3 protein-coding genes are annotated in these 24,566 nt (G+C 72.5%); all 3 read left to right on the top strand.

Annotated features, from left to right (window positions below; translation table 11 throughout):
- Window positions 1–271: 271 nt before the first annotated feature.
- The 3 genes from ACKY0X_RS21465 to ACKY0X_RS21455 all read left to right on the top strand — a co-directional run bounded on the left by ACKY0X_RS21465 (window position 272) and on the right by ACKY0X_RS21455 (window position 24,381).
- Window positions 272–6,565: a PE family protein gene (locus ACKY0X_RS21465; protein WP_409427627.1), complete on the top strand. Its 6,294-nt coding sequence runs from the start codon at window positions 272–274 to the stop codon at window positions 6,563–6,565.
- Window positions 6,566–7,219: 654 nt separating this feature from the next.
- The gene (locus ACKY0X_RS21460) at window positions 7,220–12,859 is read left to right on the top strand and encodes a beta strand repeat-containing protein (RefSeq protein WP_409427626.1); all 5,640 of its coding nucleotides are present in this window, start codon (window positions 7,220–7,222) and stop codon (window positions 12,857–12,859) included.
- A gap of 368 nt (window positions 12,860–13,227) precedes the next feature.
- Entirely contained in the window at window positions 13,228–24,381 is an 11,154-nt protein-coding gene (locus ACKY0X_RS21455) for a hypothetical protein (protein WP_409427625.1), read from the top strand.
- Window positions 24,382–24,566: the final 185 nt, after the last annotated feature.

Genomic DNA, 24,566 nt, shown 5'->3' with positions numbered 1-24,566 from the left:
CGCTGCCCTGGTGCGCCAGGGCAGCTGGGCCGAGCACCTGTAAGCACAGGAAGCGCTCTGTATCCCGAGCTGCGTCCATCCGGATTCGGATGGTTCAGGTAAGTACCGCGATGACATGGGTGGATAGCTCGACGCCCGGCGGATTTTCCGTGGCGGATCGATTCCCGAGCTGACTGTGGCCGCGCAGCAGGCGCGGCGTCAGCGGAGCACAACATCACAACCATCCATGGGCCCATGCACTGGGCCACCGTTTGAGAACTTGGGGCAGCAAATGACTGGAAAGCGTCACGGCGCACGGCAGACCGGAGCCGGGAAGCACATCGGAGGCTCGCGTCGTCGAGTGCTGGGTGCGGGTTCGGCGGCGGCGGCCTTCTTGGCGTTCGGTGTGACGCCGTTGGTGTCGGTGCCGGTAGCGCAGGCCGATGGTGAGTTCGATTGGCTGCTGGATCTGTTCGACCCGGCGGCCTGGCCGAGTGCCGATGCGGACACGGCGGGTGTGTTCGACTGGGGGTCGTTGTTCGATTCGTCGGCGGGGATGGCCGGTGCAGATCCGTTCGATCTGACCGCGTTGGTCGAGGCCTACATCTACACACCGCTGCATGCCGGGATGGTCGATTGGATTGAGAGCCCGTTGGGCATCGAGGTCAACTCGTTCATCAATGACACGTTCGGGTTCGGTTCGATCATCATCGGCAATGGTGCTGCGGGCATCGAGGGTGTCGATGGCGGCAATGGTGGTGCGGGCGGTTGGCTGTTCGGTGACGGTGGTGCTGGTGTCGCCGGCGGTGATGGTGGCGCGGCAGGGCTGTTCGGTAACGGTGGTGCCGGTGGTGCCGGTCTGGCGGGCCTGGCCGGTGGTGATGGTGGTGCGGGCGGTTGGTGGATGGGTGTCGGCGGTGCCGGTGGTGTGGGCGGCGATGGTGGTGGCGCCGGCGGTAATGGTGGCGATGGCACGGGTTGGTTGTTCGGTTCCGGCGGCAATGGTGGTGCCGGTGGGATCGGCGCGGCGGGGGCGGCGGGTCTAGCCGGTGCCACCGGTGTTTGGGCCAATGGAGGCAGCGGCGCGGGCGCGGTCGGTGGCAATGGTGTCCTGGGCGGTAACGGCGGCAATGGTGGTGCCGGTGGTAAGGCGTCGGGCTTGTTCGGCAATGGTGGCAATGGTGGTGTCGGCGGCGTCGGTGGTGCCGGCGGAAACGGTGGCCGCGGTGGTGACGGTGCTGCCGGTGACTGGGATGTGGCCGCCAGCAATGGCAATGGTGGTGATGGTGCCGGTGGTGGTGATGGCGCCAATGGTGGCCAGGGCGGCCAGGGTGGTCTTGGCGGTGCCGGCACCAGCCTGGGGTCGGCCGGTGGCAACGGCCTTGGTGGTCAGGGAGGTGCCGGCGGCAACGCCGGAATCGCCGGCAACGGCGGCGACGGGGCCGAAGGGACTGCGGGCAACACCGGCGGTGGCCGCGGCGCCGACGGCGGAAATCCGGGCGCGATCGGTCACGGCGGTCAGGGCGGCCTGACCGGTGGGTCGACCACCGAGCGTGCGGCCAGTGGCGTCGACGGGCAGGCGGCCGGCCACGGCGGTAACGGCGGTAACGGCGGTAACGGCTTCGACGTGGCGGCCTACAACGCCGCTCACGCCAATGACGTGGGCTTCAAGGCGCTGAGCATCGCCGGCGGCAACGGCGGTCTTGGTGGCAACGCCGGCGCGGTCGGCGACGGCGGAACCGGTGGCAACGGCGGCAACGGCGGCGATGGCGGTCGCGGCGGCAACAGTGGCGTGCTGCTGGAGAACGGCCACGGCGGCAAGGGTGGTGCCGGTGGTAACGGCGGCAACGGCGGCGCGGGCGGCGCCGGCGGCTGGGAGGCCGGCCAGGGCGGTGCCGGTGGTACCGGCGGCAAGGGTGGTGCCGGCGGCGTCGGCGGTGACGCCCTGAACCCCAACTCCGGAACCGGTGGTGACGGTGGTGTCGGCGGTCGGGGCGGTCTCGGTGGTGCCGGCGGCGCCGGATACACCGGCGCGGCGGGCGTGCAAGGCGTCAACGACGGTGCGGGGGAGAACGGCGGCAACGGTGGTGCCGGCGGTACCGGCGGCGAGGGCGGCGCCGGCGGCAACGCGGGCAACGGTGCCACCAGCAACGGTGGAAACGGCAACGGCGGTGCGGGCGGCAAGGGCGGCGACGCCGGCGCCGGCGGTAACGGCGGCCGGGGCGCCGACGGCGATGCCACCCATGTCGACGGCGGTCAGGGCGGAAACGGCGGCAACGCCGGCATCGAAGGTGCCGGTGGCGCCGGTGGTAGCGCCGGCACTGGCGGCAATGGTGGCACGTCCGGCCTGCACGGCGGCGCCGGCAGCCAGGTGACCAGCGGCGGCAACGGCGGCGACGGCGGTAACGGCTTCACCTCCACGGTGGCCGGGGCCTCCGGTGGTAACGGTGGCGCCGGCGGTGACGGCGGCAACCTCGGCAATGGTGGCAACGGCGGTGCCGGCGGCAACGGCGTGGCCGGCACCAACGGCGTCGGGACCGACGCAAACGGCAACGGCAACTCCGGCACCAGCGGTGGCTCCGGAGGCTTCGGTGGCAAGGGCGGCAACGCCGGCACCGGCCTGAGCACCCTGACCGGTGGCATCGGCGGCGCCGGTGGTTCCGGCGCCGACGGCGGCGACGCCGTGGCCGGTGCGGCCGGTGCGGCCGGTTCATTCACCTCCGGCGACGGCAATGGTGGTGCCGGCGGTAACGCCGGTACGGCCGGCGCCGGCGGCAACGGCGGCAATGGTGGTGTCGGTGGCACCAACGGTGACGGCAGCTCGGCGGCGACTGGCGCCGGCGGCAACGCCGGTAGTGGCGGCGCGGGCGCCGTGGGCGGTGACGGCGGCGCGGGCGCCCACGGCGACGCGTCGCACCTCAACGGCGGCAACGGCGGTCGCGGTGGCGACTCCAGCCAGGGCGGTGCCGCGGGCACGGCCGGCACCGGTTCCTCGACGGGCAGCGCCGGCTCCCAGGGCGCGGGCGTGAGCGGCCCGGCCGGCAACGGCGGTCGGGGCGGTGACGGCTTCACCTCCGGCGTGGCCGGCGCGTCCGGCGGCAACGGTGGTGCCGGTGGTGACGGCGGCAACCTGGGCAACGGTGGCAACGGTGGCGCTGGTGGCGACGGTGTGGCCGGCGTCAACGCCGTCGGCACCGACGGCAACGGCAATGGCAACTCCGGGACCGCCGGTGGCTCGGGTGGCACGGGCGGTAAGGGCGGCAACGCCGGTACCGGCCTGACCTCGCTGACCGGTGGTGTCGGTGGCAATGGCGGTTCGGGCGCCGACGGTGGTGACGCAGCGGCCGGTGTGACTGGTGCGGCCGGATCGTTCGCCACCGGTGACGGCAATGGTGGTGCCGGCGGTAACGCCGGTACGGCCGGCGCCGGCGGTAGCGGCGGTAACGGTGGTGCGGGCGGCACCAACGGCAACGGTAGCTCCGCTGCGGCCGGTGCCGGCGGCAACGCGGGCAGCGGTGGCGACGGTGCCGCGGGCGGCAATGGCGGCGCCGGCGCCAACGGCGATGCGAACAACATCAACGGTGGCAACGGTGGTCGCGGTGGTGACTCCAGCCAAGGCGGTGCCGCGGGAACGGCCGGCACGGGTTCAACCACCGGCAGCACCGGCGCAGCGGGTGCCGGCGTGACTGGCGCGGTCGGCAACGGCGGCCGTGGTGGCGACGGCTTCACCTCCAGCGCGGCCGGCGCTTCCGGCGGCAACGGCGGCCGCGGTGGCGACGGCGGCAACCTCGGCAACGGTGGCGATGGCGGCGCTGGCGGCAACGGTGTCGCCGGCACCAACGGTGTCGCTGCGACGGTCGCAGGAGACAACGGCACCAGCGGTACCGACGGCGGGTCCGGCGGCAACGGCGGCGCGGGTGGTCTCGGCGGCTCCATCTCCGGGCATGGCGGTAACGGCGGTACCGGCGGTGCGGGCGCCCAGGGCGGAAACGCCGGCGCTGGCGCGGCCGGGGTGAACGGCAGCTACCTCAACAGCGGTGACGGTTCTGGCGAGAAGGGCGGCGACGCCGGTGTCGCCGGCAATGGCGGCCGGGGCGGCAACGGAGGTGCGGCCGGCGGTGTGGCCGCGGGCGGTACTGGAGCCGACGGCGCGGTGGGCGCAGCCGGGTCCGGCGGGGCCGGTGGCGACGGCGCGGCGGGCGGCAACGGCGGTGACGGTGCGGCCGGCGACGCGGCGAACCTCAACGGCGGCAACGGCGGAGCCGGGGGCAACTCGAGCACCGGTGGAACCGGCGGCGCGGTCGGTGCCGGCGCGGGCGCTGCGACCGGCGGAGCCGCGGGCAGCAGCCCCACCGGCCCGGCCGGCAACGGCGGCGCCGGTGGCGCCGGCTTCATCAATGCGACCGGAGTCGGTGGCGACGGCGGTAAGGGCGGCGACGGCGGCAACATCGGCAACGGTGGAGCGGGCGGCTCCGGCGGTTCCGGTGGCGACGGCGTCGACGGCAACCAGGGCACGGTCGCCCACATCAGCGGCACCGACGGCACCGCGGGCTTCCACGGCGGTAGGGGTGGCGACGGTGGTGTCGGCGGCTCCGCGTCGGGCAACGGTGGCACCGGCGGTGTCGGCGGGGCCGGCGGCAAGGGCGGTTCCGGCGGCGACGGTCTGGCCGGCACCAATGCCACCACGGCCAGTGGTGTCGGAACCGACGGTGGCTCCGGCGGCAACGGCCAGGCCGGTGGCTACGGCGGTGCCGGCGGCAACGGTGGCGCGTCGGCTCACGGGACCGCGGGTGCCAACGGCAACGGCGGCGCGGGCGGCGCGGGCGGTAACGCCGGCACCCCGGGCGACGGCGGCAACGGCGGCGACGGCGACGCGGTCACCATCAACGGCGGCAACGGCGGTGCGGGTGGCAACGCCGGCACCGCGGGCAGTGGCGGCGCCGGTGGTGCACACGGCACCGGCGGTACCGGAGGCATCAACGGCGGTGACGGGTCCGACGGCACCGGAGTCACCGGCCCGGCCGGTAACGGCGGCACGGGAGGCAACGGCTACAACGCCGCCACCGACGTCGGTGCCGCCGGCGGAACCAGCGGCGGTAACGGTGGAGCCGGCGGCAACGGCGGCAACATCGGCAATGGTGGCAACGGCGGCGTCGGCGGTGACGGTAAGACCGGCGTCGGCGGGACCGGCGCGGCCGGGACCGCGGGCACCCTCGCAGACCCGAACGGTGGTGCCGGCGGTCAAGGCTTGGCCGGTGGCAACGGCGGCAAGGGCGGTGCGGGCGGCAACGGCGGTTCGCTGGCGGCCAACGTGGCCGGCAACGGCGGCAACGGTGGCAACGGTGGGGCCGGCGGTGCCGGCGGGACCGGTGGCGCCGGGTATGACGCCAGCACCGGATCGGTGGCCGGCGCGAGCGGCGGCAACGGCGGCAACGGCGGTGAAGCCGGATCCGGCGGCAGCGGTGGAGCCGGCGGAAGTGCCGGCGCCACCAGCCACGGCACCGTCGGCACCAATGGCAACGGCGGCAACGGCGGCAGCGCCGGCACCGCGGGCGAGGGCGGCCAGGGCGGCGACGGCGCCGCCGGTGACGCCAGCACCCCCAACGGCGGCAACGGCGGTAACGGCGGTGACCCGGGCAGCATCGCCGGCACCGGCGGCAACGGCGGCGCGGCCGGAACCACGGCCGGTGCCGGGGGCACCGACGGGGCCGACGGGGCGAACGGAACCCAGGCCATCGGCCCGTCGGGCAACGGTGGCAATGGCGGCGCCGGATATGACCCGTCGCACGACCCGAACGCGGTGACGGGTGCTTCGGGTGGTGCCGGCGGCAAGGGCGGCAACGGCGGTGCGATCGGCAACGGTGGCGACGGTGGCGCCGGCGGTAGCGGCACGGCGGGCGTGGCCGGGCTCAGCGCCACCGTCGCGGGCGGTTCCGGCCTCAACGGCCAGGACGGCGGCGCGGGCGGCAACGGCGGTGCGGGCGGACTCGGCGGTGCCTTGTCCGGCAACGGTGGCGCAGGTGGCGCCGGTGGTTCGGGAGCCGACGGCGGCCAGGGCGGCAGCGGCATGAACGGTGCTGCCGGCGCGGTGGCCTCTGGAGTTGCCGGTCAGGCCAACAACGGCCAAGACGGTGGTGACGGTGCCATCGGCGGTCAGGGCGGCAACGGCGGTAACGGTGGCCTCGGTGGGACCGCGGCGCACGGCACCACGGGCAGCCTGGGAGCGGGCGGCAACGGCGGCAACGGCGGCGCCGGGGGCACCGCGGGTAACGGCGGTGCCGGAGCCAACGGCGATGCCACCAACCACAAGGGCGGCGATGGCGGCGACGGCGGCGATGTCGCTTACCCGAGCGCCGCAGGCGGCACCGCCGGGACCGGTTCCGGCAACGCTACGGCGGGCAGTGCGGGCAGCGTGCCCGGCGGCCCGGTCGGCAATGGCGGCAACGGCGGTGACGGCTGGAACAACACCGGTACATCCGGGACCGGCGGTGCCGGTGGCGCCGGTGGTGACGGTGGCAACCTGGGCCTTGGCGGCGACGGCGGCCACGGCGGCAATGGCCCGAACGGATCGGGCCCCAACGGCTGATTCGGTTCCGACAGACCGACGCGGCCGCCCCGGTAACGGGGTGGCCGCGTCGCTTTTTCTGGTGGGAAAAAGGGGGGAGAATGCCCGTTCTTATTACCAACCGTTGCACTTATCGCTACTGGTGACGAAGTGTTACCGGCCAGTAATAGCGACACTGGAATCGCGCGGGAAGTCGCGAAGTCCCGACCCAAACGGTCGAAGCTCTACGGCCGGTGCCGCAGCTGAGGCCGTCGCCCTTCTGTCGCCGTCTGGGCCGGCACGCCGTTGGAGTCGTTCCCCGAATGGTGGGAGCCGGGCCGGTCCGGCGACGTGGCCGCTGGTGGCCTGCACCTGGCGTCCTTAGGCGACCCGATCGGTGGCCGCTGCTCCCCGAGTCCGCACCTGCCAGCAAACACACCGAGCGCTCGATTCTGTTGCTGAGAGCATGTGGGTGCGACGCTTAGCTGTTAGCAACCTGTGGGGATGCAATTGACAACACTAGTTGTAAGTTGATTTACAGAGGACGACTAACCGTAATTAGGGTTCACAAGCGTAAATATCGACCATTGGTCTGTCAGAGTGTACTGGGGTTGACTGCTACCGAATCGCTGTTAACGTAGTTTCCCAATGCGAATGCTGTGCCCGCATTGTGCAGCAGTTAAGGGGGAAGCTGTCATGGCTAGTCATCGTCAGGGTGGATCTAAGGGTCGTCGCAACTGTGTCTTTGGTGCCGGGACCGCGGTCGGTGCGTTCCTCGCCTTCGGGCTGGGGCCGTGGGCGGTGGCGCCGGCCGCGCACGCCGATTTCGACGATGTGTGGGTGGATCTGTTCGGTGCCGACCTGGGTAACGCCGTCGCCGACCTGGGTGCCGATTGGGGCGACCAGGCCGCCTGGGCGGTGGTTCTCGATCCGGCTAGTTGGACGCCCTTCTTCGACGGTCTCGGCGAGCCGGCAATGTGGGATGCGATCCTGGCGGATCTGAATCTGGCCGGTATTGGGGCCGCCTCGGTTGATCTTCCGGGTGCCTCGGACGCGTCGTTCAATTGGAGCGAGATCAATTGGCTGATGCCGTTCGGTGACGGAGCGGACGGCACTGCCGCCCACCCGGATGGTGGGGCCGGCGGCTGGATCTTCGGCAGCGGCGGTACGGGCTGGGACTCGGACGGTACGGGCGGCATTGACGACGGCGGCTCCGGCGGGCAGGGCGGCCTGTTCGGTGGTAACGGCGGCGACGGTGGCTCCGGCTACGACGGTGGTGCCGGTGGCGATGGTGGTGCCGCCGGCCCCTTCGCCTGGTTCAGTCACGGTGGCGCCGGGGGCGATGGAGTTAACGCGGTCACCGCGGGTGGTGATGGTGGTGCCGGTGGCGCTGGCGGTGACGCCGCCCAGTGGGGTCTGTTCAGTACGCCCGGTATCGGCGGCCATGGTGGTGATGGATTGGCCGGGGCCGCAGGCGCTCTCGGCAGCTTTGTCACCGGCGACGGCAACGGCGGTTCCGGGCAGGCCGGCGGTAACGGCGGCAACGGTGGTGCCGGTGGTAGGGGCTCGACCTTCTTCGGCGCCGGCGGCAAGGGCGGCGCGGCGGGGAATGGTGCCGCGGGCGGCGAGGGTGGCGGCGGTGCCGCCGGGCACGACGCCGGCCTACTCGGCAATGCCGCCACCGGTGGTAACGGTGGGTCCGGCGGCGCCGGCGGTGACGCGGGCAAGGCCGGTGCGGGCGGCGCAGGCGGTTGGTTCGCCAGTGCGGGCGCTGCGGGTGCCGGAGCCGATGCCGGTGCCGGTGGTAACGGAGGCGTTGGCGGCAATGGTGGTAACGCGAACGGCGCGACCGGCGACGCCGGTGACAACGCTGTGGTCGGCAGCGGTGCTGACGGAGGCAATGGCGGTACGGGCGATGACGGTGGCGTCGCGGGCAATGGTGGTGTCGGTGGTGCCGGCGGCGCAGCGGGAACCTCAACGAACGGCACCACGGCCACCGACGGCTCGGGCGGTCAGGGCGGCAACGGAGGTGATGCCAACGGCGGAACCGGTGGTGCCGGCGGTAAGGGTGCCGGCGGGGGCAGCAATGCGGTTGCCGGCAACGGTGGCAACGGCGGGGCCGGTGGTGACGGCGGCACGGCCGGTACCGGGGGCGCCGGTGGCGCCAACGGTAGCGGCACCGGTACCGGCGCCAGCGGGACGAATGGGTCTTCGGCAGGAGGTACGGGTGGTGCCGGTGGCCAAGGCGGCAAGGGCATCAGCACGTACAACTTGTTCGGCGACGCCCAGGCCGGCGGCAGGGGCGGCACCGGCGGCATGGGCGGGACAGGCACCCACGGCAGCGTCGACGGCAACGGTGGTGCCGGCGGGGCCGGTGGTGACGGCGCCAGCAACGGCACCGGTGGAAGTGGCGGCAGCGGCGGTGCGGGTGGCGCCGGCGCTCAAGGCACTACCAGCGGGCCGGGCTACGGCGGTGGCGGCGGTGGCGGCGGCGGTGGCGGCAGCGTCTTCACCAACGGCGGCGCCTCCGCGAGCGGAACTGCCACCGGTGGCGACGGCGGAACCGGCGGTGCGGGCACTGCCACGGCAGCCGGTGGCCACGGTGGCACCGGTGGTCAGGGCAAAGTCTCCGCGTTCGGACCAGGCAGCAGTGCGAACGGCGCAGCTACCGGCGGCAACGGTGGCAACGGCGGGATCAACGGCGGTACCGGCGGTGACGGTGGCGCCGGGCTCATCGACGCGAAACTGGGCGGAAGCGTCACCGGTGGTGCCAGCACCACCGCTACCGGCGGAACCGGTGGCAACGGAGTGAACGGTGGCACCGGCGGCCACGGTGGCGCGGCCGAGATAACGACAACCGGTGGTGATGCTGCGACGATGGGCGGCACTTCTTCTGGCACTGCCAACGGCGGCGCGGGCGGAACCGGCACTGGTGCGGATAGCACAGGCGGTAACGGCGGCTCCGGGACGATCCGAAGCGGCTACCAGCAGACCTACCTCGGCCAGGGTGGACCCGGAGGTACCGCCAGTGGCACCGCGACCGGCGGAACCGGAGGTGACGCCACCGGCGGCGGGACCGGCGGCAATGCCGGCTCCGGCGGTGTCATCGCCGGCGGAACGGGGTCGACGTCCAACGGAACCGGCATCGGTGGCAACGGTGGCGATGGGCTGGACGGCGGCACCGGAGGCAACGGAGCCACCGGACAGATCACCGTCTTGAACAGCGGTTCGCACGCCAGCGGTACCGGCCACGGCGGTAACGGCGGCACCGGTACGGGTGACGGCAGCAAGGGTGGCAACGGCGGTACCGGCTGGGCTCAGGCCCTGAGTCAGGACAGCACCATCTCCAATGCCACCGCTACCGGCGGTGACGGCGGTGCCGGCAGTAACGGCGGCATCGGCGGCGCCGGCGGCACCGGCGTGATGCAAACCGCCGCGGGCCCGGGCAGCCCCGGCACCAGCGGCGCCAACAGCAGCATTACCGACAGTTCGGTCAGCGGCGCCAGGGGCGGTGACAGCAGTACGGCCGGCGTCACCGGCGGTGGCGGAGGCCGGGGGAACCTGGTCACCGGCAGCCGTTCTGTCAACACCACCGGGGGTGACCAGATCGATGGCGTCACGGTCGAAGGTGGCGACGCGAACGGCACTGCGGTAGGCGGTAGTGCCGATCTGTCCGCCACGAATGGCTCGACGATCACTGATTCGCAGGTTATCGCCGGCGACGGCGGGGCCGGTGGATACGTGACCATGACGGCCGACGACGGCTCCAGCATCTCCGGCAGCAGTGCCACTGGTGCTGACGGTGGGTCCGGGGGCCCGGGCGGTTATGCCACGGTGAGCGCTACCGACGGGGCCAGCATCTCCGACAGCCACGCGATCGGCGGCCACAACAGCGACAGTGCTGTTGGCGGCAAGGCAACGGTCTCGGCCGACGGCGCGAACAGCAGTGTGGATGGCAGCACCGCGACCGGCGGTAATGCCGGTGCGGGCGACACCAACGGCGGTGTTGGCGGCAAGGGCGGCGACGCTCTGGTCGGGGCGAGCCAGGGCGGCACGGTCAGCGACGCCACCGCTACCGGCGGTGACGGCGGATCGGGTGCCAATGGTGGACACGGCGGTGCGGGTGGCTACTCGGAGGTCACCGCCGGGCTGCAGGGCGGCACCGGAGGCAGCGCGACTGGCGCAGGCGCCGGTGGTGATGGTGGTAGCGCGGACGGTGCCGGCAGTGTCGGAGGCAACGGCGGCAGCGGCAATATCCAGGGTGGCTTTGTCCGGCCGGGCATTGGTGGAAATGACGGTGCGGCAAGTGGTTTCGGTACCGGTGGGCACGGAGGTGCTGCTACCGGTGGTGGCCACGGCGGCAACGGCGGCACCGGCAGTGTGGTGGCCGGCGGCAATGGCGCGGTAGCGGATGGTTCCGGTATCGGTGGCAATGGCGGCGCCGGATTGCTTGGTGCTACCGGCGGTAATGGCAGCGCCGGTCAGGTTGGGGCGTTCGCCGCGGGGGCCCATGCGGGCGGTACTGGGCAGAGCGGCAATGGTGGCGACGCCACAGGTGCGGGCAGTGTCGGCGGGAACGGCACCATCGGCAATATCCAGGCATTCGGTGTCAACAGCGCGGCCAGCGGGACCGCCACTGGTGGTGATGGTGGTGCTGCTGGCAATGGTGGTCACGGTGGTGCCGGTGGTCAGGGCAGGATCGCTGCCAACGCGACCGGTAGCCAAGCCACTGATAGCACTGCGACAGCTGGTGCCGGCGGCTCCGGCGCCGATGGCGGTCAGGGCGCCCTCGGCGGTCAGGCATATGTCTTTGCCGGGACGTTCGGTGACGCCGGCAGCGGCGGCGACATCTCTGGCAGCACCGCTATTGGCGGTGACGCCGGTGAGAATGCGGCCGGCGATCTCAGCACCCACAACCAGGGCGGAATCGGCCAGGTTGAGGCGATCAACGGCACCATCACCGACAGCAGTGCCGTCGGTGCCGATGGCGGTTCGGGTGGTCTAGGCGGCTATGCCACGGTCAGCGCCACCGACGGCGGCAGCATTTCCGACAGTCACGCGATCGGCGGCCACAACAGCGACACGGCTGTCGGCGGTAGCGCCACCGTCTCTGCCGACGGTGCGAACAGCACGGTGGACGGCAGCACCGCGGCCGGCGGCAATGCCGGAGCCGGTGACGCCAATGGCGGTGTGGGCGGCAACGGCGGTGCGGCCGATATCGAGGCGGTCCAGGGGGCCGCCGTAATCGACTCCACAGCCACCGGCGGCAGCGGCGGCAACGGCAGCGATGGCGGCACCGGCGGAACTGGCGGTGAATCCGGTGTCTATGCGGCTGGAGCAGGCACCACCGTTACCAACGCTGTTGCCAGCGGCGGCGCCGGCGGTGCCGGCACAAATGGCGGCGCCGGCGGTGATGGCGGCTGGGGCTGGGTCACCGGCGGATATGACGGACTTACGTACCCCGACAACACCGTCCACGATGTCACCGCCACTGGTGGCGACGGCGGCGCCGGCGACGGGGTCGGCAGCAGTGGTGGCAACGGCGGGACTGCCCTTGTCCAAGGTGGGAACGGTGAAGCCGTCAATGGCGGCAGCGCTACCGGTGGCCTCGGCGGTACCGGAACCGATGGCGGCACCGGCGGCAACGGCGGTAACACCCAGATCCTCGCCATCGACCAGGCCACCGTTAACGACGGCATCGCTGTCGGTGGCCTCGGCGGCGGCGGCACAAACGGCGCCACCGGTGGCAACGGTGGTAATGCCCAAGTGGTGTCCTGGAATGCCGGGGGCACCGCTACCGGCACCGGCATCGGTGGCGACGGCGGCGCAGGTAACGGCGGTAACGGCGGTAACGGTGGTACTGGATCGGTACAGGGCCACTCGCCGGGAATCTCCGTGAGCGGGACCGCCACCGGTGGTGCGGGCGGCGACGGCGGCTACAACGGCAGTGATGGCAGCCTCGGCGGCAACGGCGGCGCTGGCGGCCGTGGCAACGTCGAATCAATCCTCATCGCGGGCTTGTCCATCGACGCCGACGGTACGGGCGGGGCTGGTGGCGACGGCGGCGACGGAGGCATCGGCGCCGTTGGCGGTGCCGGTGGTGCTGGCGGCGTCGGCAATGCGAGCGTCGGCGGAGATGGTGTCGGCGGCAATGGTGGTGACGGCGGTTCGGTCGGGGTTGAAGGCAACGGAGACGGCGGTGCCGGTGGTGCCGGCGGCAACGGTGGAAACAGCGCCACCACCGGCGGCACCGGCGGCAACGGCCAAGCCGGCCAGGACGGTCAGCCCAATGGCGTGACCGGTGATAGCGGTCAGAACGGCGCGAACAACCCGTAGCGGGGGCGCCTCTAACTACCCTGTGCACCCATCACGGCCCGGTCCTTGGATCGGGCCGTGATGGCATTGGGGCCTTCGGACGACAGGTGCGCCGTCGCGTCCGCCCTCTGGCAAACAAGGCGTAGGTAGTTTTACCTAATCTGAGAAAAATATAAGTGATGTATATAAGCTGTGAATGTGCCACCGGACGTTCACTACGCAACAGCGATTTTCTCATAGTGACTGGTCAAAGCGCTGAAAACAATCGTTGTCGGCACCTCGCTGGATCCTCACAGAATTAGGGGTTGACTAAGAATCTGCCGCTGCTAACCTGGCCCCCCATTAGATTTGCCGACGCCGTCAATATCTTCAGCTAAGGGGCACGTGCCATGTCTCGCAACCGTCAGGGCGGTTTCAAAGGTCGACGCAGCAGCCGGGCGTTCGGCGCCGGAACTGCAGTGAGTGCGTTTCTCGCGTTTGGGTTGGGGCCGCTAGCTGCGGCGCCCGCTGCGCACGCAGACATCGAAGACGTGTGGGTGGATCTGTTCGGTCAGGATCTCGGTTCGGCCGTCGCGGATCTCAGCGTCAACTGGGGCGACCAGGCTGCCTGGGGAGTCGTTTTGGACTCGGCCAGCTGGGACGGGGTCTTCGATTCGTGGGGCGACACCGCCACCTGGGATGCAGTGCTGGCTGATCTGAACCTCAGCGGTATCGGGGCGGCAGACTTCGGCTGGCCGGGTTCTGCGGCAGGGTCCTTCAACTGGGGCGAGATCAACTGGCTGATGCCGTTCGGTAACGGCGCCGATGGCACGGCCGCTAACCCCGACGGCGGCGCCGGCGGCTGGATCTACGGCAGCGGCGGCGCGGGATGGGACGCCGATGGATCGGGCGGCGTCTACGACGGCGGTGCGGGCGGTCAGGGTGGCCTGTTCGGTGGCAACGGTGGCCACGGCGGAGACGGGTTTGACACCGGTGCCGGTGGCGATGGCGGTGCCGCCGGCTGGTTCGCCTGGCTGAGCCACGGCGGCGATGGTGGTGACGGTGGAACCGCGGTTACCGCGGGCGGCGACGGTGGTGCCGGTGGTGTCGGCGGCGACGCTGCGCTGTGGGCGATATGGAGCACGGCCGGTGCCGGCGGTACCGGTGGTGACGGTGCGGTCGGCGCGGCGGGGCTGGCTGGTGTGCTGGCCGGCGCCGATGGTGGCGCGGGACAAAACGGTGGCGCCGGCGGCAACGGTGGTGCCGGTGGCCGCGGATCGAACTGGTTCGGTGACGGCGGTAAGGGCGGTTCCGGTGGTACGGGTGCCGCCGGTGGTGTCGGTGGCCACGGCGCTGATGGCGCGGACGGCACCGTCAGCCACGTTGACGCGATCAGCGGCGGCAACGGTGGTGTCGGTGGTCACGGTGGTGCTGCTGGTAAGGCCGGCTCGGGTGGCGCCGGCGGCTGGTTCGCCGACTCGGGCGCTGCCGGCATCGCGGGTGGCCAGGGTGACGGAGCGATCGGTGGCAACGGCGGTGTCGGTGGAGACGGCGCCGACGGTGCCGACGGCGCCAACGGAAACGCCTCGCACGTTGACGGGTTCGCCGGCCAAACCGGTGGCGCCGGCGGCAACGCGGGTCAGGGCGGTGCCGGTGGCCAAGGTGCCAGTGGTCAGGCAGCCAGCGGTTCCGGCGGTACAGCCGGTACCGGCGGCCGGGGCGGTAACGGGGGAGCGGGTTACGCCGGAGCTGACGGCAGCGCCTCGTCGCACGACGGCGCGGCCGGCGGTAATGGCGGCGCCGGTGGCAACGGTGGTCAGGGCGGCCTAGAGGCCGATGGCGTGACGCGCGCCGCCGAAGGCGGCGGTGGCAACGGTGGTGATGGTGCCAAGGGTGGCCGCGGATATGACGCGCTCGCCGAGGGTGCGGCGGCGGGTACCTCGGGTGGACACGGCGGTGCGGGCGGCAATGGCGGTGTCGGCGGAACCGGCGCCACTACCGGTACGCATGGTGTCGGCGGCGTCGGTGGCAACGGTGGTTCCGGTACCGACGGCGGCGACGGTGCCGCGGGTGTCACGGGCACGGCATCGACCATGAACGGCAGCGCGGGCGGCAACGGCGGCAATGGTGGTAACGCCGGTGTCGGTGGCGCCGGTGGTGATTCCGGTGGCGGTAACCACGCCGCGTCGGGCACCCACGGTTCGGCCGGCAAGGGCGGCGACGGCGGCGTCGGTGGCAACGGCTACGACGCGGCCACGGACCCCGGCGCGCTTGCGGGCACGGCCGGCGGCAACGGTGGCGCCGGCGGTAACGCGGGCCTAGGCGGCCTGGAAGCCGACGGATCGCGCGCAACCTCCGGCGTCGCCGCGATCGGCGGTAACGGAGGCGACGGCAAGGACGGCGCCCACGGGGTCGATGGGAACGCCAACCACATCGACGGAACGGCCGGTCAAGCCGGTGGCCGTGGTGGCAACGGCGGGCAGGGCGGTCTGGAGGCCGACGGCACCTCCCGGGCTACCGATGGTGTCGGCGGCAACGGTGGCGCCGGTGGCAAGGGCGGCAGCGGGTGGGACGCGGTAGGCGCAGGGGCGGCCCCGGGCAGCGACGGTGGCGCCGGCGGCGCCGGTGGTAACGGTGGCGCGGGAGGAACCGGCTCGGTTTCTGGGCTGCACGGTATTGGTGGTGTCGGCGGCAACGGCGGCTCGGGAACCGCCGGCGCCAATGGTGCGGTCGGTACGGCCGGTAGTGCGCTGAACCCCGATGGTGGTGTCGGTGGCAATGGTGGCAATGGTGGTAACGCCGGTGCTGGTGGTGCCGGTGGTGATTCCGGTGGCGGCAACTACGCCGCGTCCGGCGCCAACGGTGTGGCCGGTAAGGGCGGCAATGGTGGTGTCGGCGGCGCCGGGTATGACGCGGCAGCCGATGGTGCCGCTGCGGCTGGCACGTCCGGCGGCAACGGTGGTGTCGGTGGTAACGCCGGGCTGGGCGGCTTGCTGGTCGGTGGTGGTCGTGCCGCGGACGGCACCGCCGGTGTCGGCGGTAATGGTGGCTCGGGTAAGGCGGGTGCTGCTGGTACGGCGGGTACCGCAGGCAGCGTCGACGGCACGGCCGGTACCGCCGGTGGTAATGGTGGCAACGGTGGCCAGGGTGGTCTGCAGGCCGATGGCAGCCATGCGGCGTCGGGTAAGGGCGGCAACGGTGGCGCGGGTGGTGCCGGTGGTGCCGGGTATGACGCGGTCAGTGCTGGTGCGGCGGCCGGTACGTCGGGCGGCAATGGCGGGGTAGGCGGCAACGGTGGTGTTGCCGGTACGGGTTCGACCGCTGGAACCCACGGCGCCGGGGGCGTCGGCGGTAAGGGCGGTAGCGGAACCGCCGGCGCCAATGGTGCGGTCGGTACGGCCGGTAGTGCGCTGAACCCCGATGGTGGTGTCGGTGGCAACGGTGGCAATGGTGGTAACGCCGGTGCTGGTGGCGCCGGTGGTGTCTCTGGTGGCGGGGTCCAGGCCGCGTCGGGCGCCAACGGTGTGGCCGGTAAGGGCGGCAATGGTGGTGTCGGTGGCGCCGGGTATGACGCCGCGAGCGACGCCGGTGCCGCCGCGGGTACCTCGGGTGGCAATGGTGGTGTCGGTGGTAACGCCGGGCAGGGTGGCTTGCAGGTCGGTGGTGGTCGTGCCGCGGACGGCACCGCTGGTGTCGGCGGTAATGGTGGCTCGGGTAAGGCGGGTGCTGCTGGTACGGCGGGTACCGCAGGCAGCGTCGACGGTACGGCCGGCACTTCCGGCGGTAACGGTGGCAACGGTGGCCAGGGTGGTCTGCAGATCGATGGCAGCCATGCGGCGTCGGGTAAGGGCGGCAACGGTGGTGCTGGTGGTGCCGGTGGTGCCGGGTATGACGCGGTCAGTGCTGGTGCGGCGGCCGGTACGTCGGGCGGCAATGGCGGGGTAGGCGGCAACGGTGGTGTTGCCGGTACGGGTTCGACGGCCGGCACCCACGGCGCCGGCGGTGTCGGTGGCAAGGGTGGTTCGGGCACCGATGGCGCCAACGGCGCGATCGGTGCGGCCGGTAGCGCGCTTAACCCCGACGGTGGTGCCGGTGGCAACGGTGGCAATGGTGGTAACGCCGGTGCTGGTGGCGCCGGTGGTGTCTCTGGTGGCGGGGTCCAGGCCGCGTCGGGCGCCAACGGTGTGGCCGGTAAGGGCGGCAATGGTGGTGTCGGTGGCGCCGGGTATGACGCCGCGAGCGACGCCGGTGCCGCCGCGGGTACCTCGGGTGGCAATGGTGGTGTCGGTGGTAACGCCGGGCAGGGTGGCTTGCAGGTCGGTGGTGGTCGTGCCGCGGACGGCACCGCTGGTGTCGGCGGTAATGGTGGCTCGGGTAAGGCGGGTGCTGCTGGTACGGCGGGTACCGCAGGCAGCGTCGACGGTACGGCCGGCACTTCCGGCGGTAACGGTGGCAACGGTGGCCAGGGTGGTCTGCAGATCGATGGCAGCCATGCGGCGTCGGGTAAGGGCGGCAACGGTGGTGCTGGTGGTGCCGGTGGTGCCGGGTATGACGCGGTCAGTGCTGGTGCGGCGGCCGGTACGTCGGGCGGCAATGGCGGGGTAGGCGGCAACGGTGGTGTTGCCGGTACGGGTTCGACGGCCGGCACCCACGGCGCCGGCGGTGTCGGTGGCAAGGGTGGTTCGGGCACCGATGGCGCCAACGGCGCGATCGGTGCGGCCGGTAGCGCGCTTAACCCCGACGGTGGTGCCGGTGGCAACGGTGGCAATGGTGGTAACGCCGGTGCTGGTGGCGCCGGTGGTGTCTCCGGTGGTGGCGTCCAGGCCGCGTCGGGTGCGAACGGCACCGCCGGTAAGGGTGGCGACGGAGGCGCAGGTGGCGCCGGGTATGACGCGGCCTCCGATGGTGCTGCTGCGGCTGGTACGGCCGGTGGTGACGGTGGCCTCGGCGGCAACGCCGGCAAGGGTGGTCTCCTGGTCGGCGGCGGTCACGCCGCGGACGGCGCCGCCGGTGTCGGCGGTAATGGCGGCGACGGTAAGGACGGCGCTGCGGGCTCCGCGGGTGACGTGGTCAACGTCGACGGCACGGCCGGCGGCAACGGTGGAGCCGGCGGCAACGGCGGCCAGGGTGGCCTGCAGACCGACGGCAGCCACGCCGCCCAGGGCAACGGCGGTAACGGTGGTGCCGGAGGCGTCGGAGGTCAGGGCTTCAACGGTCTGGCCGGAGTCGACGGGGATCCCAACGGCGGCCACGGTGGCGCCGGTGGGGTCGGTGGCACCGGCGGTGCGGGCGGAACCGGCAATGTCGGTGGCACCGGAGGCAAAGGCGGTACCGGTGGTTCTGGTGGTAACGGCGGCGAAGGCTTCAGCGCCACCGGCGGAGACAACTCCGGCGGTAATGGCGGCAACGCCGGAACGGGTGGCGCCGGCGGCGAGGGCGGCACCGGGGGTAACGGCAGCCTCGTCAACGGCAATGGTGGCGTCGGAGGCGACGGCGGCAACGCAGGAACGGCCGGCACCGGTGGTGATGGCGCCGGCGGAGGTGGCGGAGACACCGCCGGCGCCGGCGGTAACGGTGGTAACGGCGCCGCCGGTGGCGCGGTAGGTGGCGGCGGTGCCGCCGGTACTGGTGCGGGAACGGCAGGCGTCGACGGTGCGGCTGGCACGACGTCGGGCGCGACCAGCGACGGCGGCAACGGCGGCAAGGGTGGCGACGGCGATGGTGTCGGCAGCGATGGGCTGCTCGGCCAAGCCGGTGGTATCGGCGGCACCGGTGGTGCCGGTGGTGCGGCTGTCGATGGCGGAGCGGCCGGTAAGGGCGGTGACGGCGGTGCCGGCGGTACCGGCGCCGGCATTGGTGCTGGCGCGATCGGCGGCACCGGTGGTGTCGGCGGTAGCGGTGCCCTCAGCGCCGGCGCGGATGCCGGCTTCGGCGGTGCCGGCGGTGGTGGCGGTGGCGGTGCCTATGTGGGTGGCACCAACGGCGGTACCGCTACCGGTACTGCCACCGGTGGTAAGGGCGGCGACGGGGGCGCTGGCAGCACGGTCGCGGCCGGCGGTCACGGCGGAACCGGCGGAGGTGCGACCATCCACGCCGACGGCCCGGGCAGCACCATCACCGACGGCACTGTCGATGGCGGCAACGGCGGCAACGGTGGTCAGGGCGGTGTTGTCGGCGAGGACGGTGCCAGCAACTCGCTGATCGCTGCCGACGGCGGCTCCATCGAAAACACCACGGTGTCTAGCGGGCTAGACAGCGAAAACGCCCTTGGTGGCGGCGCCTCGCTACTGGTCACCAACGGCGGCAGTGTCGCTGGCAGCACAGTGACCGGCGGCAACGCCGGCGACGGCTTCGACGGCGGCGCGGCGGCAATTGTCGCTGACGGCGCGAACAGCAAGGTCACCAACGCCACGGTCACCGGTGGTAACGGCGGTTCGGGCGGTGCCGGCGGCAGCGCCAGCGTGACCGCGACTGACGGCGCTGTCATCGACACGGTCTCGGCCGCCGGCGGCAACGCCAGCGAGAGTGCGGCCGGTGGCGCGGCGAGCATCACCGCTGACGGGACGGGCAGCACCGTTGTGGGCAGCTCGGCGACCGGCGGCAACGCCGGGGCAGGAGATGCCAACGGTGGTGCCGGCGGCGTCGGTGGTGGCGCGACGGTCGAGGCCAACTCGGGTGGCAGCGTTGATAACGCCATCGTCACCGGTGGTGTCGGCGGCGCCGGCAGCGCCGGCGGCACGGGTGGTGCCGGTGGTGGCGGGTATGCGAGCGCAGGGCAGGGTGGCCTCGTCCACGACGCGACCATCACTGGCGCCAGCGGCGGTACCGGTAGCGATGGCGGCGTTGGTGGTGCCGGCGGTGCCGGGGCGGTCTATGCCGGCCTGGAAGGCTCCGGGACCGGCGGTGACGCGTCCGGCACGGCGACCGGTGGGGTCGGTGGCAGTGCCACGGGCGTCGGCAGTGTCGGCGGTGCCGGGGGCCTCGGTGGTATCCAGGCGGCCTGGAGTGACGGACAACCCGGTGGTTTGGGCGGAAACGGTGGCACCGCGTCCGGCACTGCGACGGGCGGTGCCGGTGGCAATGCGACCGGCGGCGGTACCGGTGGCATCGCCCGCAACGGTGCGATTATGGCGGGCGGTGCCGGCTCAGAAGCCTCAGGCATCGCGGTCGGCGGCTCGGGTGGTGATGGCCTCGACGGTGGTACCGGCGGCAACGGTATCGGCGGTCAGGTGTCGGCGCTGGCCGACGGCGCCAAGGCGGACGGCGAAGCCTACGGCGGCAGCGGTGGCGACGGCATCGGCGTGGGCAGCACGGGCGGCGACGGTGGGCTGGGCTGGGTCCGCTCTGTGGGCGAAGACTCCACGGTCACCGGTGCCCAGTCGAGCGGTGGCAATGGCGGTACGGGTAGCGATGGGCTGACCGGCGGCAATGGCGGCACGTCCTACGTACAGGCCAACTCGGACAACAGCACCAGCACCGACAGTTCGGCGATCGGTGGGCGAGGTGGCGACAGCGCTGATGGCGTCAACGGCGCCAACGGCGGCCGCGCGACGAACTTTGTCGGGGCTGAAGGCGCCAACCCGGGCACTGGTAATGACCACATCACCGACAGTCACGTCACCGGCGGCAACGGTGCTGCTGGGAGTGCTGGCGGAGCCGCCGGCATAACCGCTAGCAACGGCAGCACGGTCGAATCGAGCTCGGCGACCGGTGGCAACGCGTCTACCACGGCGGGCGGCGGAGCCGCGTCGATCACCGCCGACGATGGCAGCACCACCACCAACAGCCACGTCACCGGTGGTGACGGCGGTAGCGGCGGCAGCGGCTTTGCGCGCGGTGGCTTCACCACCTTCGCTGTCGACGGCACGGACGGTGCCGGCGGCGATGCCTATCTGATCGCCACCAACGGTGGTGTCATCACCGACACCATCGCGGTGGGCGGTACCGGTGGCCATGGCACCAACGGCGGCACCGGTGGTGCCGGCGGTGTGGGCTATGTCTTGGCCGATGGGGCTGGCAGCTCGGTGACCGGTGGTCTCGCCGTCGGCGGTGACGGCGGTATCGGCGACGGCGGTATCGGCGGTGCCGGCGGCACGGGCTACCTGGATGCCACCAACGGCGGCCAGATCACCGGCGACGTGGACGACCCGTCCGGCATCAGCACCGGCACCGGCGGCACCGGCGGCGACGGCACCAACGGCGGTACCGGTGGTGCCGGCGGCCTGGGGCACGTCACCGCCGGTCAGGACGGCACGTCCTACGGCCAGGCCACCGGGGGCAACGGCGGCAACGCCACCGACGCCGACAGTCAGGGCGGCAAGGGCGGCAACGCCGATGTCACCAGCGCCAAGGTGGCTCCCAACGCTGGTGCCGGCGCCAACGGTGGACCCGGTGGCACAGCGCACGGGACGGCGATCGCCGGTCACGGCGGCAACGCCACCGGCGGCGGCACCGGCGGCAACGGCAGCTACGGCAGCATCCTGGCCGGCGGCCAGGGCTCCGAAGCCAGCGGCACCGGCCACGGCGGCAATGGTGGTGACGGTTTGAACGGTGGCGTCGGCGGTAACGGCCAGAACGGCCAGGTCTCAGCGCTGACCGACGGCGCCAAGGCCAGTGGCACCGGCCAGGCCGGCAACGGCGGCACCGGCGACGGCGTTGGCAGCCGGGGCGGCGACGGCGCCATCGGCTGGGTGCGGGCGCTCGGTGAGAACAGCACCATCACCGACGGCCATGCCGTCGGCGGTGACGGTGGCGCGGGCAGCGCCGGCAACAACGGCGGCAACGGCGGCCAGGCCTACGTACAGACCAATGCCGAAAACGACGCCATCGCCAACAGCACCGCGACCGCCGGCAACGGCGGCGACAGCGCCAACGGCGTCAACGGCGGCGTCGGCGGCCGGGCGCAGGTCTTCGCCGGCAACCCGAACACCGTGACCAGCGGCAGTGACACCATCACCGGCAGCAGCGCCACCGGCGGTGACGGCGGCGCCGGCCACAACGGCGGGACCGCACTGGTGCAGGCCACCAACGGCGCCACCATCACCGGCAGTGCGGCGACCGGCAGCGACAGCAACGATGCCGCGACCGGTGGATCGGCCTCCATCTCCGCAGACGGAGCAACCACTTCGGTGGTCGACAGCAGCGCTACCGGCGGTAAGGCGGGCAGCGGGAGCGGTGGCGACGGCGGTGCCGGAACGATTCTGGCCACCGACGGCAGCCACGTCGACAACAGTCACGTGACCGGTGGCGACGGCTCGGACAGCGCCCGCGGTGGCGCCGCCGTCATCACGGCAGGTGGGACCCTTCCGTCGCTGGCGACCCCGGCGCCGGGGGTTGACCGGCTGGGCGGCCACGTCACCAACGTCACTGTGACGGGCGGTAACGCCGGTGCCGGTGATGCCAATGGCGGTGTCGGCGGCGCGGGCGGTGCTGCACAGGTGGTGTCTCAGCTGGACGGCAGCGTCCACGACGCCACGGCCACCGGTGGTAACGGTGGTGCCGGCGTCGACGGGGGCCGGGGTGGCGTCGGCGGTGAGTCGACGCTGTGGACCATCTACCAGGACAACGCGCACACCGCTCATGCCGGTGGCGACGTCACGGGTGCGACCGTCGGCGGCAACGGTGGAACCGCCACCGGGGGCGGCAGCATCGGTGGCGACGGCGGCTCGGCCCGCATCTCCACCGGCGCCTACTACCAAGACGGTGGCTCGGCCGCCGGCACGGTGACCGGCGGCAACGGCGGCAACGCCACCGCTGATGGCGCGGGCCACGGCGGGCACGGCGGTGCCGGGGCCGGCGGGCGGATCTACGCCGCCGGCGACGGCGCCACGGTCGACGCGAACAGTGTGGTCACCGGCGGCAACGGTGGTGACGGCCTCGACGGCGGCACCGGCGGCGGCTACACCTACTACGCGCAGATCGCCGCATTCGGCGAGAACGCGCACGCCGGTGGCACCGCGATCAGCGGCAACGGTGGTGACGGCGTGGGCGTGGGCAGCACCGGCGGTATCGGCGGTGACGCGCAGATCCGCGCCGACATGCAGAACGGTGGCGGTGGCAGTGTCACCGGCGTAGCCCGTGGCGGCGACGGCGGCACCGGCACCACACTCAACGGCGCGGGTCACACCGGTGGTGCCGGCGGAACCGGCCGGATCAGCGCGGGCGGCTACGGCGGCGTCATCGCGAACGGCTCGGCCACCGGTGGCAACGGTGGTGACAGTGCCGGCGGCCTCAACGGCGGCGCCGGTGGCGAAGGCAGGATCGGGCACGCCATCAACGGACCCGACGCGGCCGACGCCGGCATCAACGTCACCGACAGCAGCGCCACCGGCGGTAACGGTGCCGCCGGTGCCGCGGGCGGTAACGGCCTGGTGCAGGCGACTAACGGTGGCGCGATCTCCGATGGACACGCCATCGGCACGGCCGCCACGACGGGGGCTGCCGGCGGCGACGCCTCGGTGACTGCCGATGGGGCCGACAGCTCCATCACCAACAGCACGGCCCGCGGTGGTGACGCCGGCACCGGTGACGCCAACGGCGGCCAAGGGGGTGCCGGCGGCTCCGGTGGCCTCATCGTCACCAACGGTGCTCAAATCGCCGGCACCGAGGTCACCGGTGGAGCCGGCGGTAATGGCACAGACGGCGGTAAGGGTGGCACCGGCGGTGTGGCTATCGCCGATGCCAACGGCACCGGCAGCACCATCTCCGGTACCGCAAATGGTGGGACCGGCGGCGTTGGTGACGGAGATGGCAGCCAGGGTGGAACCGGAGGGGCGGGCTACCTGGTGGTTGACAACGCCGGCGGCACCGTCGGCGGCGGCAACGACGCGACCGCGATCGGCGGTAACGGCGGCGCCGGCTACGACGGCGGCAAGGGCGGCAACGGTGCCTTCGGTGAAGTCGAGGCCACCGGCCAGGGTGGCCTGTCGTACGGCACGGCCACCGGTGGTAGCGGCGGCACCGCCACCGGTGTCGGCAGCACGGGCGGCAACGGCGCAACCGGTGTCATCAACAGCGCCAGCGGTCATGCCGGCGGCAACGGCGGGACCGCGCACGGTACGGCCACTGGCGGTGACGGCGGTAACGCCAGCACCGGTGCGCTCGGTGGCGGGACCGGTGGCAACGGCGGCAAGGCCAGCATCATCGCCGACGGTGCCGATGCGGAGGCCAGCGGCTCGGCGACCGGTGCCACCGGTGGTGAGGGCATCAACGGCGGCACAGGCGGCGGTGCCGCCAGTGCGTCGACGCAGATCACCGCGCTGGGCGAGGGTGCCATAGCCACTGACAACACGGTGGCCGGCGGAACCGGCGGCGCCGGTATCGACGGCGGAAAGGGCGGCACAGCCGGATACGTCCACGTCGGTGCGACCGGTCCGGGCGGGCCGAATAACCCCGCCAGCGCCGGTTCGTACACCAACGGTGACCTCCAGGCCGGCAGCGGCGGCGCCGGTACCGGCCCCGGCAACACCGGTGGTAATGGCCAGTCCAACGAGAAGATCAATGGTGCTGGCCAGAGCAGTGACGGGGTGCAGTGGACCGGCAACAACGGCGCGGACAAGCCGTAGTTCCCCTCATCACATCGCCGCGGCCCGGTCTGTCGACCGGGCCGCGGGGCGTGCCGATACCGCTGCCGGCCCCCGAACTAGCTCAAAGTTTACTGAGATTATTTGCCCGTCGGCTGCCGGGTGGCGCCCTCTTCAGCAGTGCCCACACGGGGATAGGGGCCGGCATCGTCGGAAATTGCGGCAGC

Source organism: Mycobacterium sp. SMC-11 (assembly GCF_046250095.1).
GTDB lineage: Bacteria > Actinomycetota > Actinomycetes > Mycobacteriales > Mycobacteriaceae > Mycobacterium > Mycobacterium heraklionense_A.
This window is presented reverse-complemented; position numbering and strand designations above follow the sequence as displayed.

What these genes read in the sequence shown, in the direction of transcription:
- ACKY0X_RS21465 (WP_409427627.1), top strand. Translation starts at nt 272, where the DNA reads ATGACTGGAAAGCGTCACGGCGCACGGCAGACCGGAGCCGGGAAGCAC.
- ACKY0X_RS21455 (WP_409427625.1), top strand. Translation starts at nt 13,228, where the DNA reads ATGTCTCGCAACCGTCAGGGCGGTTTCAAAGGTCGACGCAGCAGCCGG.
- ACKY0X_RS21460 (WP_409427626.1), top strand. Translation starts at nt 7,220, where the DNA reads ATGGCTAGTCATCGTCAGGGTGGATCTAAGGGTCGTCGCAACTGTGTC.